Genomic DNA, 14,953 nt, shown 5'->3' with positions numbered 1-14,953 from the left:
CCGTGGCAGCCGGTTATCCGGCTCCTGCCAAGTCTTCAGCGTGCCCGCATCCTATCCATTTCCTTGGGCCTGCCAACCGCCACCTTGCCCGGGTGCGGAGAAATGAAAGTCGACCATGGCCCGCATGTAGGGCGGTGCGGTCGGTCCGGCGTCTTCCACTCTGCGCACAACAACCACATCATCGATTTCCTGTTCCGGATCGGTCCGGATATGCTCCCGTATCCGCTCTTCCAGAGCCGCGGCCGGATCGGCCATCCGGAACCGCCGGAACACCGCCACCAGACCACCCCGGCGCCAGCACCAGAGCCGGTCTTCGGCATTGCCTCGCGAAAGCTCAAGCCCGGTCTCTTCCCGCGCCTCGCGCAGGATGCTGCCCTCAACGTCGATGCGGCTGCCCTTGATGTCAGTTTCATCCAGCGATCCGGCCGGGGCATAGACCTTGCCGGGATTGGCCGTCTTCGCCGCCATCCGGATCAGCAGCATGGCGCCGTCCGAGGACAGGATCACCGCCGAACCGAACAGGTGCCAGACATCGGCCTCGGGGCGGGTGTTCACCCAGTGCAGCAGCGCCGCATAGGGTGCCCGGTGGCTGATGCCCGAGATCACGCCCGCCTCAAGCGCCAGCCCGCGATTGAGCACCACCGTCCCGTTGAACAGCCATGGCCGCTCCACCTGCTCGCGCGCCCAGTGCGCCTCGACCGCGCCGTGTTCCGCGACCAGCCAGGGATGCTCCGCCGCATCGAGCGTCAGACGGACGCGGTCGAAACCGAACACGCGGTTTTCCGGGATTGCGGCCATCACGTTTAGACCAGATCGAAGGTCATCGCCACCGGGCAATGATCCGACGCCTTGGGCCGGTCCCAGCCGGTGCGCGGGTAGCGGTCGACCTCCTGGCCTTCGGGGAACAGCGTCCGCCAGGGCTGGCCGGCTCGGATGATATCGGGCAGCCGGTCGCGGTTCGAGCGCGTCAGCGCCGGCGAGGCCAGCAGGTAGTCAAGCTGGCACAGATGCCGCTCCTGCGGCCCGCGGGTGTGGTAGAGCGTCCAGCGGTCCATTTCCGGACGCCGCGCCACCACGTTCTCGGCAAAGCCGCCGGCTGTCAGCACACGGACCGCGCCGTCCTCGGCCTCTTCCGGCGTGAACCGGTAGCCGTTGCGGCGGTCGCCGGTGATCACAAGCTTCTCGGTGTAATCGTTGAAATCGCCGGCGATGACATAGCGCTTGCCGCCGCCATCCGGGCCGAAGCGCTCGGAAATGAGCTTGCGAACCACACGCGCCTCCGCCACCCGCACCGCCATGGTGTGGGTGCGGCCGTCGACGCCGTTGCGCGGGGATCCCATCGACTTGAAATGCACCACATAGACCGTCAGCCGTTTCGACCCGATCTTCAGGTCGACCTCGAGGCAATCGCGCTTGAACACCTTGTCGTGCGGCTTGGCGACGTCGGCCAGCTCCGGCGTGTAGACCCCGGCCGCCTCATAGCTCAGATGCGCGTGGCTGGTGACCTCGAGGATTTCGATCTTCGCCCCGTCGAGCGTGTGTTCCCGCGTCATCAGGGCAAGATTGATGCCGCGGCTGTCATTGCCGTCGATCAGCACCTTGTGGCGGTAGCCATCGCCGATCATCTTGAACAGGTAGCCATATTCGAACCGGTGCAGCGTATCGAGATTTTCCACCTCCTGCATGCACAGGATGTCGGCGTCCGCATCGGCAATCGCCAGCGCGGTCAGCTGCCGCGTGTCGTCGGTGAGCGAGATGGCGCGGGCGATCTCGGCCTGGTGGTACTGCGCCTCCGAAGTGAAATCATAGAGCTGCGCCACCCGGTCCTGCCGAAGCTCGTTGCGGAAGCCGGAGAAATCGAACCGGCTCAACAGGTTCTCGGTGTTGAAGGTGGCGATGCGTACGGTCATGCGGCGTCCTGATTCTGGCCCGGGAGAGGTCGCCCGAGCCTAACAGTCCAACCCGGCACCGCAAGCCAAATCGGGCTCGTCGAGGCGCCACCATGATCCGGCAGGCAGCATCCGGGCAATCGGCCGCCCTGGCCCTGCAATCCCGGCTCAGCGGCCGGTCAGAAGCCCCAGAACCAGCTGATGCACCGCGCCGCCATCGCCCATCTCGACCCGGTCGAAGGCGCGGCCGCGGGCCCGCTGCTCGTCCGACAGCCGCTTGAGATGGGTCTGCAGCTCGGCGCGCACCTTGTGGCAGCCCGGATCGTTCGGCGCGGAGAGCCCGACGCTGACTGCCTCAATCGCCTGCACCATCTCGATGATGTGCTGCCCGTGCACCCGCTCATGTTCGGCCAGCCCGTCATAGAACCGCTTCCAGCTCGAGGCCACGCCCTGAGGCAGCCCCTCGCGCGGTTTCGGCAGCGTGTAGGTGATGATCAGTCTCGGCACATTTCGCGCGATGACGCAGCTGCCATCGGCACGCTCGCGGTAGTCGCGCCCCCAGGTCAGCTTGAACGTGGTGTGGGCGATGGTGCGGCGATCCCCCGAGATCACCGGCCCGTTCTGGCCGATCGACTCGTAGAGCTCCGGGCCCGACTTTCCATAGACCGGATAGGTCTTGACCTGCTCGGCCGCGGTCCAGGCCAGCGCCGGCTGCGCCGCAACGGCGGCACATGCCACCAGGAAGGCGGCGGAGAGTGTATGTCGGGTCACGCGCATCGGCCTCACTTGATCACCATCAGATAGAGCCACCAGCCGGCAAAGGCCAGCGCGAAACCGGTCAAGCCGAAAACTATGGCGCCCCTGAGACGGCGCCCGGGATTTTTGCCAAACCCGCGCCAGGCGCCGAATGCGGCGCCGATCACGAACCCCGGCGCGCAGGCGACGAGGATCATCACGATGATGTCCCAGGTGGAAAAGATCGAGCCGATATCGGACATGAAGCGCCTCTCATGGTTCGGCCCATGGTGGCACAGCGGACAGCCCGCCGCCAAGCACCCCACCGACTTCAGCAGATCGGTCTGCCCGGCTGCGCCCACTCCTCCAGCCGGGACCGCGGTGCAGAGCCCCGAAAGGCCGGGCGACGGACACATTCGTTGATGTGCATCAATGCGCAGGGCTGACGGGCGGATAGCGATGGAGACAGGGCGGCCCGGCACACCGGGTTCGCGCCGCGCATGCAAAGGAGATGCAGATGAAATCCACCCCGATGATATTCGCCGCCGGCCTGCTCGTCGGCCTCACCGGCCTCGTCCCCGCGGGCTCTGCCGCCAGTTGCTGGGATCTCTGGTACGAGCGCAACGCGATCTATGACCGCAACGGCTACTGCTTCTCCACAAATCTCGGCCAGCGCACCTTCAACAATGCCGACTGCTGGACCAGGAACCCGACCCTGAGCCAATGGGAACAGCGCCGGGTGGCCCAGATCCAGGCCGAGGAGCGCCGCCGCGGCTGCAAGGTCAACAACTAGGGGGGCTGCGCGCTTGAACGCCCCCCATCTTCGTCATCCTCGCCCTTGAGGCGAGGATCCATGCCGTGACGCTTCAAAGACTGCAGTGGCCGAGAGACCACGGAATGGATCCTCGGCTCGGGGGCCGAGGATGACGACGGTGGGAGGCCGAAGTTGCATCCCGCTCAGGCGTCACGACGCGCTTCAGACAGCCGAAACCGCGCCCGCGCGAAAATCTCCGCCGGGGTGTGGGAAATACTTTTTGCGGCGCCTGTACGTTATCGCTCAAGTGCAGGTACTTTCGCGCGACAGGCGGGCAGTCCGGAGGGCCGCACGCGGGCAGTGCCTCTGGGATGGGTGTTGGTGATGCGGCGACCGGCAAGGGTCCCGCATCATGGGTGGCGCTGAGCGCGCGCGGCCCGGAACTCGCCGGATGCTGTCCGGCATCCGACAGGCGGCGGCCTGCATGACGCGAAGGTTGGCTTATCCACCCGCCCCTCTTCAGGGCCCTCCGCCCGGATTGCTCCGGCCGCGATCCGGACAGACCGCGAGAGATGCTTTTGGCGCGGGTTCCGGCACGGACCCTGGCCGGCCGTTTCCGGCCCGCCATGTCCGCCACAGGTCCGGCCCGGTGACCCGCCCCTCGCCCGCCTTTTCAGGCGGACGCGGAACGACCCCGGCCCGGTGGCTGGCTTTCCACCGGCCTCCTCGGGGACTTACCCGTCTTGGACCGATGCCGCCAGCGGAACCCCCATGGCCTCCGCCTCCCGAAACCTCGCGCGCCACGTCAGCACGCCCGGCCCCGGACATTCCCTCCCGCCTGCATCGAAACGTTCGCGATCCATCCGGCAGCGGGAGTGGAGCGAGTATGGCATGGCGGTGGAGGGTGTGGAAAAGGTGGGGGATTCTCCAACCCAATTCCACCTAATCCAACGGAGGCTAAATCTCGGCAAACTTGTATTTTCAGGGCGACAGCCCGAATGTTTTGCCAGACCGAGGTTCACAATTATCTAGAAGCAAACGTTTTGAACGAATCCAGTTGGTCTCGTAGATCATCTGCTATCTTACAGACGTGCAATCGAATGCCTCAATTCAAAAAATTATTTCAAATTTATAAAATTTGAGTATGCTCTAGGAAATATTTGGGCGCACCAATGGCAAGAACTCGCGTATTTGTTAGTTCGACATACTACGACCTGAAGCATATAAGAGCATCGCTCGATGGATTCATAGAATCACTCGGTTTCGAATCGATTTTGTCGGAAAAGGGAGGCGTAACTTATGCGCCCGACCTGCCATTGGATGAATCCTGCTATATTGAAGTCGGGAACGTAGACCTTTTCGTAATTATTATTGGAGGAAGATACGGATCAGAAACCAGTTCTAGCAAGCCGATAGATAAAAACTTTTACAAGAAGTACGAAAGTGTAACCAAGAGAGAGTTCGAAGAAGCCGCATCTCGAGACACTCCAATTTACATACTAATAGATTCGTCCGTGTACTCTGAGTACCAAACATATCAAAAAAACCGTGATAACGAGTCGATAGTTTACGCCCACGTAGATTCAATTAACATTTTTAAGTTTATTGAGGAAATTTTATCTAAACCTAAAAACAACCCAATTAAAAGCTTTGAAAAATTTTCCGATATTGAGAACTGGCTTAGAGAGCAATGGTCTGGATTGTTTCGAGAATTATTGCATCGAATGTCGGCCCAGAAACAATTGTCCGACCTCAACTCTCAAGTAAACGAGCTTCAGGAAATTAACTCTACACTAAAATCCTATCTTGAATCACTAATGAGGAAAATAGACCCAGATAAATCTGACTCTATAATTAAAACAGAATCCGAAAGACTTGAAGAAGTATCAATTGCTGGGAAGATATCTAGAAACGATCTAGCAAGACATATTATTCAATACTCAAAGAGGGAAATAAATTCAGAAGAGATAATATCAATTGTAAGAAAATCAAATTCTAAAGAGCAGTTTTTATCATTCTTAAAGAAGAAGTTGTTATCCAAGAAGCCGCCGAGATCAGATATTGATGAAAAAATCGAGTCTTTAAGCAATAACCCGCACGTAATAGAGGATGTAAACAGAATGAAGGAAATCATTGGTTTGAAAGAAATTGAGAACTAGCATCTTTAGAGGAAGGCCGCATCAACCATCATGCCCCTATCTCCTCCTGCCCTCGCCCAGCGCTGTCACCAGCATGGCCCTGAAGTCGGCGCCGGTATCGGACAGCGTGATGATGGCGGTGTAGGCGATGGTGGTGGTGCTGAGCTCAAGCAGCTCGCCCGCAAGGTAGATTGCGGCGGGATCGGGCTAGGCGGGGCTGATCAGGTATGACCTGTCCGTTCTGTCCGCCGCCTGCGGCAAGCTGGGGTGCCTCGATGCTCTATGATCCTTCCGCGCCTGCGGACGCAGGCGCTGCTGGACCCTGGATCAAGTCCGGGATGACGGTGGAGAGATGCGGTTCGCCCGATCTCCCCCCTTGCGGGGGAGATGTCGGCATCGCCGACAGAGGGAGGTGAACGTGAGGCTTGCACGAGGGGAGAATTTACCCCTCTCTGCCCTGTCGGGCATCTCCCCCGCAAGGAGGGAGATCGGGTGCCGCGGGTAATGCGCTCCACCTCTCCCTTGGTAGGAGAGGATACAAAATCGAGGGCTTGGCCGTAGGCTAAACCTCAGATTTTGTTGGTGAGGGGGTCGGTCGCTGACGACAGATTGCAGCGATACCCCCCTCTCTTGGAATTTCTAGCACTTGGCTGAAGCCAAGGCGCTGAACAGCCCTCGCGCGGCGTCGCGCTCAGGCCTTCGTTCGCTGAAATCGGATTCTCCGATTTCTGGCCTCTGGCCACCGCTCCGAAGTCTCCCCCACAAAGGGGGAGAGGGAAAGAGGCACCCTGTACCCGCCGCCGCGCACTCAATCTCCCCCCTTGCGGGGGAGATGTCGGCATCGCCGACAGAGGGGGGTGGAACGTGAGGCTTGCACGAGGGGAGAGATTGCCCCCCTCTGCCCTGTCGGGCATCTCCCCCGCATGGGGGGAGATCGGGTGCCGCAGATACTGCGCTCCACCTCTCCCCTGGTGGGAGAGGAGACAAGATCGACGGCCTGGCCGGAAGCTGAACCTCAGATTTTGTTGGTGAGGGGTCGGTCGCTGACGGAAGATTGCAGCAGCCCCCTCTCCCCTTGTAGCGGACAGTGCTGCCCGGGCTTTTTGTCCGTCCTGACATCCGTCGCGTCAGTTGACGAGGAAGATGCCGAGCAACGGGCGCTTGATGCCCAACTTCTTTTCCAGGGTGCGGATCGTGCGCTTGGAGTGCTTGATGTTGCGCTCGACCGATTTGATCTCGGCCAGGTGCTTGCGAACGTCGGAATTCGTCTTCCAGACCTTCGTCTTGCGCTCCCTTTCGAGCCTTTTGAGTTCCTTTTCAAGGTGCGCCACGCTCTTTTTGGCATCGTTCAGGCGCTTCTTGTCCTTGGCTGTCTGCTTCGCCTTTTTGGCCTCGGCCTTGGCTTTCTCCTTGGCCTTCTTCTTCGCAGCCTGCTCGGCCCGCCGTTCCGCGCCGCGCTGTTTGAACGTCTTTTTCGCCTTCTTGGTCACACCCAGCCGGCTTTCGCCCAGCGGTGGGCCGCCGCCTTCATTCGCCATTGCGGGGGCGGCAAACTGAATGCCGGCAATGGCGATGGCAAAAGCGAGAGCGATTTGTGTCATTCGCCTGGCAATCATGAGATGTCCCCTTCCTCGTCCCTGTGTGGGTCCTGTGGATTGTTGCGATCCTGTCATTGGGGCGTCCGGGCTGATCATCTCACCCCTGCCTCTTGTCGTTGTGTGACCGGATACTGGTCCACCGGCACTGTCGCGTAATCATCAGATGTGATGAGCCGCCGAGAACGGAGCGGCATGGTTCGAACGACCAGAAAGCGTTCAAACCGCCTGGTGAAGTTTCCGCATCAGGGTCTGGAGACTGCCGGGAAGATTTTTCGGGATGAGATTACGAGATGGACTACCGGAATTCGAACCCGGACAACATTCGCTTTCCGGCACTTGGCCGCAGCCTGGATCATCAAACGTCCCGGCGCCGCCCAATGCGGCGGCACGGTCCGGCGGCGCGGGCAGTCGCGCTGCCCCTCTCCCCTTGTGGGAGAGGACACAAAATCGCGGTCTTGGACCGGCAGGGCCAAGTCGCAGATTTTGTTGGTGAGGGGATCCGGGGCAAGAGCCGATGGCGCAGCAAGACCCCCTCTCTTGCGATTTCTAGCACTTGGCTGAAGCCAAGGCGCTGAAATCGCTTTCTCCCCCACCAGGGGGGAGAGGGGCAGCAGCCGGCGTCGCGCTCAGGCCTTCGTTCGCTGAAATCGAAACCTCCGTTTTCTGGTCTCTGGTCACCGCTCCGAAGTCTCCCACCGAGGGGAGATTGTCCGCGTCCGGCAAAGTGCCCCTACCCCCGCCTGCCCTCGCCCAGCGCCACGGCCAGCATGGCCCAGAAGTCGGCCCCGGTGTCGGGCAGGGTGATGGTTCCGGTGTAGGCGATGGTGGTGCTGCTCAGGTCGAGCAGTTCGCCGGCGAGATTGATCGTGGCGGGATCCGGCCAGACCGGACGCACCCGCGGGGCCGGGGCCTTGACCGGCTGCGGCGCGGCACTGGTCGCGGTCAGGTCCGGCGCCGCGGCCAAGCCGGCGGGAGAAGACGACCGGGAGGCAAGCGGCCCGAAGGGCGGGACGGACAATCGGATCATCTCGGCGGACATTGCTGCGGACTCCCCTGCGGCTGGCGGCCTGCATCAGGCTTCGGCTGAACCATGGTTCGCGCGCAAACCTACCGCCCGCCGCCTTGGGCACGGGTAAACGCAAAGCTGCGGATTTGATGAAAATGCGCGGGAAATGGCGATCCCGGCGGCGCCCCGGTAGCTGCCCCTACTTCTCCTCGATCGACAGGCCGCTCTCGCCGATCTTGATCTCGACGCCGGAGGTCTGCTGGTCCTGGTAGACCATGTAGCCGAGGATGGCGGCGCCGACGACAAAGATGGCGATGACGATGGCAAGCGTGTTGCGGGACATGGCTGTGATCCTGGAATGAGCGTGCGGCGGAGGTGCGCGCCTGTATATGGGACCGTGACAACGCGTGAGGAGCCTATTGGTTCCACGCCGGGAGTGGTGCCCCCTATCTCCCCCCTTGCGGGGGAGATGTCACGAAGTGACAGAGGGGGGTAATCTCTCGCCTCGCGCCAGTCTTACGTTCACCCCCCTCTGTCGGCTACGCCGACATCTCCCCCGCAAGGGGGGAGATTGGCCAACGTTCAGCATCGCGCTTGCAGCTCCCTACCGTCCCGGCCGCCCCGTCTTGCCCGGACGCCGTTTCTGGCGTGACGCCTCGACGGGATCCTCGTAACTCCCGGCGCCGACCTTGCCGCGCTTGACGATCGGATCGTCGGGCTTCTGCGGCAGCTTGCCCGGAGGCATCGGTTTTTCGGTTCGGCCGACGGTCATCTCGTCGAGATCGTTTTTCCTGAAGTAGCTGGACTCGCGGTTGCGCAAAATGTCCGGGTTGGGCTCCTTGGAGGGCCCGCGCATCGGCTTTCCGGTGGCCTCGGCCTTGCGCTTGGCGCGAGTGTTGTCGATGCCGGAATCGCGCGCCATCGGGTCGTCCATCAGGTCGAGCTCGACGGCCTTCAGCCGCTTGATCTCATCGCGCAGACGCGCGGCGGTTTCGAAGTCGAGGTCGGCGGCGGAATCGCGCATCTGCTTTTCCAGCGCTTCCAGATGCGCCTTGAGATTGGAGCCAACCAGCGCGCCCTCGTCCGTCTTGGCGCCCTTGCCGCCAGGTGCTGCGATGGAGGCGCGGACATGGTCGCGCTCGTAGACCGAATCGAGAATGTCGGAAATATGCGCCTTGACCGATTCCGGGGTAATGCCGTTGGCGGTATTGTATTCCTCCTGCTTGGCGCGGCGGCGCGAGGTTTCCTCCATCGCCCGCTCCATCGAGCCGGTGACCTTGTCGGCATAGAGGATGACCTTGCCGTCGACATTGCGCGCGGCGCGGCCGATGGTCTGGATCAGCGAGGTCTCGGAGCGCAGGAACCCTTCCTTGTCGGCGTCGAGGATCGCCACCAGCCCGCATTCGGGAATGTCGAGTCCCTCGCGCAGCAGGTTGATGCCGACCAGCACGTCGAAAGCGCCGAGGCGGAGGTCGCGGATGATCTCGATGCGCTCCAGCGTGTCGATGTCGGAATGCATGTAGCGCACCCGCACGCCCTGCTCGTGCAGATATTCGGTCAGATCCTCGGCCATGCGCTTGGTCAGCACCGTGCAGAGCGTCCGGTAGCCGGCCTCCGCCGTGGCGCGGATTTCGCCCAGCACATCGTCGACCTGGGCGCGGGCCGGACGCACCTCGACCGGCGGGTCGATCAGCCCGGTCGGACGGATCACCTGCTCGGCGAAGACGCCGCCGGCCTGCTCCATCTCCCAGTTGCCGGGCGTGGCGGAGACGGCGATGGTCGAGGGCCGCATCGCGTCCCATTCCTCGAAGCGCAAGGGCCTATTGTCGAGGCAGGAGGGCAGCCGGAAGCCGTATTCGGCCAGCGTCGCCTTGCGGCGGAAGTCGCCGCGGTACATGCCGCCGATCTGCGGGATCGACACATGGCTCTCGTCGATGAACAGAAGCGCGTTGTCGGGGATGTATTCGAACAGCGTCGGCGGCGGTTCGCCCGGCGCGCGCCCGGTCAGGTAACGGGAGTAGTTCTCGATGCCCTGGCAGACGCCGGTGGCCTCGAGCATTTCGAGGTCGAAGCGGGTGCGCTGCTCGAGCCGCTGCGCTTCCAAGAGCCGCCCCGAGGCTTCGAGCTCGGCCAGACGGTGCTTCAATTCCTCGCGGATCGATTTGGTGGCCTGGTTCAGGGTGGGGCGCGGGGTGACGTAGTGCGAATTGGCGTAGATCTTGACGCTTTTCAGGTCGCCGGTCTTCTGCCCGGTGAGCGGGTCAAACTCGGCGATGCTCTCGATCTCGTCGCCGAACAGCGTGATCCGCCAGGCCGCGTCCTCAAGGTGGGCCGGGAACAGCTCGATCGTGTCGCCGCGCACCCGGAACGAACCGCGCTGGAAATCCATGTCGCGGCGCTTGTACTGCTGCGCCACCAGGTCGGCCAAGAGCTGGCGCTGGTCGATGCGGTCGCCGACCGCCATCTGGAAGGTCATGGCGGTGTAGGTTTCCACCGAGCCGATACCGTAGATGCAGGAGACCGAGGCGACGATGATGACGTCGTCGCGCTCCATCAGCGCGCGGGTGGCCGAGTGGCGCATCCGGTCGATCTGCTCGTTGATGGTCGACTCCTTCTCGATGAAGGTGTCGGTGCGCGGAACATAGGCCTCGGGCTGGTAGTAGTCGTAATAGGAGACGAAATACTCGACCGCGTTGTCGGGGAAGAAATTCCTGAACTCGGAATAGAGCTGCGCGGCCAGCGTCTTGTTCGGCGCCAGGATGACGGCGGGACGCTGGGTCTCCTCGATCACCTTGGCCATGGTAAACGTCTTACCCGAGCCGGTGACACCCAAGAGAACCTGGTTGCGCTCGTTCTCGTTGGCGCCGGCGACAAGATCGGCAATCGCGGTCGGCTGGTCGCCGGCCGGCTTGTACTCAGTGGCCATGCGGATCTTGACGCCGCCCTCGGATTTCTCCGGCCGCGCCGGGCGGTGCGGCGTCCAGGTCTTGCCGTTCTTGAACAGCGGGTTGCCCGATTCAATAAGATCGGAAAGTGCCTGCACGGTGGCAGTGTTGGCCGAGGTCGCGCCCGAGGCTTCCGCCTCCTCCACCGACATGTCGAGACCGGCCACCGCGTTAAGCCCGGCGGCGGCACGGGCGCGCGGATCGTTCGAGCTGCCGATCGAGGTGCCGCGGGCGGTCTTCCTGGATTTCTCGGCGGATGCAGCCTTGGCTTTCGCCGGGCCCTTCGCTGGCGCCTCTTCCTTCCCCTTGCCCGCCTTCAGCCGGTGCTTGCCAGCCTGGGAACGAAGTTCCCGGTTTTCCGCCTTGCGCCGCGCCTTCACCGCGTCGAGCTCGGCTTCCCTGGCGAGGTCCGCGGCCCAGTCGGCGATCGATCCGGACGAGGAAACCTGCGCGCCCGAAAGCTTCGGCTGCGGCGCCTCCTCGAAACCATCGAATTCGGAACCATCGGGACGGGTGTTTTGTGCAGGGGTCTTGGCCATGGCGGCAATATGGGCAGAGTCTGCGGCGAAAGAAAGAGGTCTAAGGGGCAAAAGGGGAACGAAAACGGGCCATACTGACAGCAGGTGTCAGCATGGCGATCGATGCCCCGGTTGGTCCGGACCAGCCGGCGTCAGTTCCGCTCCCGTGAGCGGGGAAGAACCATCCGCAATTTATGGGTATAGGCTGGTCAGCGGGATGTGCTAAACAGTCACGCGCAAAACCGAAGCTCTCCGGAATCATGCCTGGCTCTTGACCATCCGGCCTCATCTCAGTGACGAAGATATTATGGACACATCCCTTTCAGCTCCGCTGATCTTTCTTGATTCCGATGCGGTGATCACCGGCTGGAGCGACGGCGCCCAGAGGGTGCTCGGCTGGAAGGCCGAGGAGATGATCGGTCATCCCTTCAGCGAGATCCATGATGATCGCGGCTTCTTCATGGGCGCAAGTGGCGCGCTCGACCTCGATTCCGTCTCGGTGCCGACGCCCGACAATGGCCGGGTCGTGGCGCTCAGGAGTTCCCAGACCAGGCATCTGCAAGAACGGCTCGACCTGACCATGACCAATGCCGATGTCATCGGCTCGTGGAACTGGGATGTCTCGCAGGATCTGATCTTCACCGACGGCCGCTTTGCCGCAAGCTTCGGGCTGGACCCGAAACAGGCCGAGACGGGGCTGCCGCTCGAGGAATTCATCAATCGCATCCATGAAGGCGACCGCGCGCGCGTTGCCGACGAGATTGTCCGCACCATCGAATCCGGGGACGCCTACAGTTCCGAGTACCGCATCAACCGGCCTGACGGATCGGTCTCCCACGTGCTGGCCCAGGGCAAGCTGGTCAAGGACGCCGAAGGCAAGCCGGCACGTTTTCCCGGCGTCCTGTTTGACGTCACGGCCCGCCGCAAGGCGGAAATGGACGCACTGGCCCAGCGCGAGCGCTACCGCAACCTGTTCGAGAACCTCGATTCCGGTTTTTGCGTGATCCGCATGATCTGGGACAAGGACGGAACCCCGGTTGACTACGAGTTCCTTGAAGCCAACAAGACCTTCACCCGCCATACGGGCATCGAGGATCCGATCGGCAAGTGGATGCGCCGCGACATTGCCCAGGGACATGAACAGCACTGGTTCGAGCTGTATGGAAATGTCGCCCGCACCGGTGAGCCGGTCAACACCGAGTTCCCGGCCAGCGAACTGAACCAGCGCTGGTTCAAGGTCCAGGCCTTTTCCATCGATGGTGTCGGCAGCGACAATGTCGCCGTGCTGTTTTCCGATACCACCGCGGAGAAGCGCTCCGAGCTCGCCCTCAAGGCCAGCGAGGAGGAATTCCGCTCGCTGTCGCAATCCCTGCTCAACCACATCTGGACCGCAACACCCGACGGCAAGATCGAATGGCTCAACGATCGTGTGCTTGCCTACAGCGGCGAGACCGCGGATCGACTGAAGGGCGATGGCTGGGCCAGTATCGTTCACCCGGAAGATTTTCCCGCCGCCGCTGCCGCATGGTCGCACTCTGTGGAAACCGGCGAGGTCTACCAGATCGAGTTCCGCATCCGCCGCCACGATGGCAACTACCGCTGGCACGTGGTCCGTGCCACGCCGGTCAAGACCGAGACCGGTGAAGTGCGCCGCTGGGTTGGCAGCAACACCGACATCGAGCACGCCAAGCTCAACGAGGCAGCGCTGGCGGAACTCAACGCAACACTGGAAGAGCGGATCGCCGAACGCACCGAAGAGCTGCTTCAGTCGCAGAAGGCCTTGCAGCAGTCCCAGAAGATGGAAACCATCGGCAAGCTCACCGGCGGCGTCGCGCACGACTTCAACAATCTGCTTCAGGTCGTCTCCGGAAACCTGCAGCTTCTGGCCAAGGATGTCTCCGGCAACGAGCAGGCCGGGACCCGGGTGAACAATGCCCTCGCTGGCGTTCAGCGCGGCGCCAAACTGGCAAGCCAGCTGCTGGCTTTCAGCCGCCGCCAGCCGCTCGAGCCGAAGGTCATCAATGTCGGCCGCTTCGTCCGCGGAATGGACGATCTGCTGCGCCGCTCCATCGGCGAAACCGTAGACATCGAGGTCGTGGTCGCCGAAGGCCTGTGGAACACCTCCGCAGATCCGACCCAGGTCGAAAATGCGATCCTGAACATGGCCATCAACGCCCGTGATGCCATGGACGGCACCGGCAAGCTGACGATCGAGGCTGCCAATGCGCGGCTCGACGACACCTATACCGCCGGCCTCGAAGACGTCGAAAGCGGCAACTACGTGCTGCTTGCGGTGACCGATACAGGCGCCGGCATGGATGAAGCCACGCTCGAGCAGGTGTTCGAGCCGTTCTTCTCGACCAAGCCCGAAGGCAAGGGCACCGGGCTCGGCCTGTCCATGGTCTACGGCTTCGTCAAGCAGTCCGGCGGACACATCAAGATTTACAGCGAACCCGGCCAGGGCACGACGGTCAAGATCTACCTGCCGCGAGCGCTTGCCGACGAGGAACAGGACATCCAGGCCCCCGCAGGCCCGGCCACGGGCGGAACCGAGACCATTCTCGTGGTCGAGGACGACGAGGATGTCCGCGCCACCGTGGTCGCGACGCTGAAGGACCTCGGTTACAGCGTCCTGACCGCGCGCGACGCCCAGGGCGGCCTGGCCGTCATCGAGAGCGGCGTTCCGGTCGATGTCCTGTTCACCGATGTGGTGATGCCGGGCACGCTGAAGAGCCCCGAGATGGCGAAACTCGCCAAGGCCATAAACCCTGATCTGGTGGTACTGTTCACCTCCGGCTACACGGAAAACTCCATCGTCCATGGCGGCAAGCTCGACCCCGGTGTCGAACTGCTCTCCAAGCCCTATACCCGCGAGGCGCTGGATGGCAGGATCCGGCATCTGATCGCCAACCAGAAACAGGCCTCGCAGGCGGCAGCCGCCCCGTCCTCGGCCCAGGCCACGGCCACCCCGGTCGGGGACGCAGAGCCGGCTGCGGCCACGTCCGGCCAGCGGAAGTTCAAAGTCCTTCTGGTCGAGGACGAGGCCCTGATCCGCATCAACACCGCCGACATGCTCACCGACATGGGCCATGACGTGATCGAGGCCGGAACCGCCGCTGAGGCGCTCGCGGCAACCTCGGAGCACGAGTTCGACATCCTCGTCACCGATGTCGGCCTGCCCGACATGAAAGGCGGTGAACTGGCCCGCAAGGTGCAGGCACTAAAACCGGGCGTAGGCATTGTCTTCGCCACCGGAGAGAGCCAGCTCCCTGAAGGCGCCGACGCCGAAGCGGTGCTGCTGACCAAACCCTATTCCGATGAGTCGCTGAAAGCGGCGCTGGAAAAGCTGGGTTCGCTTGCCTGACGGCGC

At 62.5% G+C, this 14,953-nt stretch carries 11 protein-coding genes; 3 read left to right on the top strand and 8 right to left on the bottom strand.

Going from position 1 to position 14,953, the window contains the following annotated elements; genetic code table 11:
- Nucleotides 1–51: 51 nt before the first annotated feature.
- The 4 genes from SPHINGO391_RS05840 to SPHINGO391_RS05825 form a co-directional block, all read right to left on the bottom strand.
- Entirely contained in the window at nucleotides 52–774 is a 723-nt protein-coding gene (locus tag SPHINGO391_RS05840) for an NUDIX domain-containing protein (RefSeq protein WP_152007945.1), read from the bottom strand.
- A 29-nt stretch (nucleotides 775–803) separates the two neighbouring features.
- Nucleotides 804–1,910, bottom strand: coding sequence for an endonuclease/exonuclease/phosphatase family protein (locus SPHINGO391_RS05835; RefSeq protein WP_152007944.1), 1,107 nt, complete (start codon nucleotides 1,908–1,910; stop codon nucleotides 804–806).
- Nucleotides 1,911–2,057: 147 nt separating this feature from the next.
- Entirely contained in the window at nucleotides 2,058–2,666 is a 609-nt protein-coding gene (locus SPHINGO391_RS05830; RefSeq protein WP_152007943.1) for a DUF922 domain-containing protein, read from the bottom strand.
- Nucleotides 2,667–2,671: 5 nt separating this feature from the next.
- A complete protein-coding gene (locus tag SPHINGO391_RS05825) occupies nucleotides 2,672–2,887 on the bottom strand; it encodes a hypothetical protein (RefSeq protein ID WP_152007942.1) in 216 nt (71 codons plus the stop codon).
- A gap of 254 nt (nucleotides 2,888–3,141) precedes the next feature.
- Between SPHINGO391_RS05825 and SPHINGO391_RS05820 the strand changes: the two genes are divergently transcribed.
- Together SPHINGO391_RS05820 and SPHINGO391_RS05815 are read left to right on the top strand one after the other, a co-directional pair.
- Nucleotides 3,142–3,417 carry a YARHG domain-containing protein gene (locus tag SPHINGO391_RS05820; RefSeq protein WP_244615124.1) on the top strand — a complete coding sequence of 92 codons (276 nt, stop codon included), beginning with the start codon at nucleotides 3,142–3,144 and terminating at the stop codon, nucleotides 3,415–3,417.
- A 1,133-nt stretch (nucleotides 3,418–4,550) separates the two neighbouring features.
- Complete coding sequence (locus tag SPHINGO391_RS05815; protein ID WP_152007941.1) at nucleotides 4,551–5,537, top strand: DUF4062 domain-containing protein; 987 nt, start codon at nucleotides 4,551–4,553, stop codon at nucleotides 5,535–5,537.
- Nucleotides 5,538–6,643: 1,106 nt separating this feature from the next.
- On the opposite strand, the gene SPHINGO391_RS05810 is transcribed toward SPHINGO391_RS05815, so the two are convergent.
- The 4 genes from SPHINGO391_RS05810 to uvrB form a co-directional block, all read right to left on the bottom strand.
- On the bottom strand, nucleotides 6,644–7,210 hold the full coding sequence (locus SPHINGO391_RS05810) for a hypothetical protein (protein WP_152007940.1): 567 nt from the start codon (nucleotides 7,208–7,210) through the stop codon (nucleotides 6,644–6,646).
- Between the two features lie 634 nt (nucleotides 7,211–7,844).
- Nucleotides 7,845–8,141 (bottom strand): hypothetical protein, encoded by a 297-nt coding sequence (locus SPHINGO391_RS05805; protein ID WP_152007939.1) that lies wholly within the window; start codon nucleotides 8,139–8,141, stop codon nucleotides 7,845–7,847.
- A 178-nt stretch (nucleotides 8,142–8,319) separates the two neighbouring features.
- Nucleotides 8,320–8,463 (bottom strand): hypothetical protein, encoded by a 144-nt coding sequence (locus tag SPHINGO391_RS05800; RefSeq protein ID WP_193217203.1) that lies wholly within the window; start codon nucleotides 8,461–8,463, stop codon nucleotides 8,320–8,322.
- Between the two features lie 261 nt (nucleotides 8,464–8,724).
- A complete protein-coding gene (gene uvrB, locus SPHINGO391_RS05795) occupies nucleotides 8,725–11,604 on the bottom strand; it encodes an excinuclease ABC subunit UvrB (RefSeq protein ID WP_152007938.1) in 2,880 nt (959 codons plus the stop codon).
- Between the two features lie 286 nt (nucleotides 11,605–11,890).
- On the opposite strand from uvrB, the gene SPHINGO391_RS05790 reads away from it, so the two are divergent.
- Entirely contained in the window at nucleotides 11,891–14,947 is a 3,057-nt protein-coding gene (locus tag SPHINGO391_RS05790; RefSeq protein ID WP_152007937.1) for a PAS domain-containing protein, read from the top strand.
- Nucleotides 14,948–14,953: the final 6 nt, after the last annotated feature.

Source organism: Hoeflea sp. EC-HK425, from assembly GCF_902498795.1.
Lineage (GTDB): Bacteria > Pseudomonadota > Alphaproteobacteria > Rhizobiales > Rhizobiaceae > Hoeflea > Hoeflea alexandrii.
The sequence above is the reverse complement of the archived record's forward strand: the minus strand, read 5'-3'. Positions and strand labels throughout refer to the sequence as shown.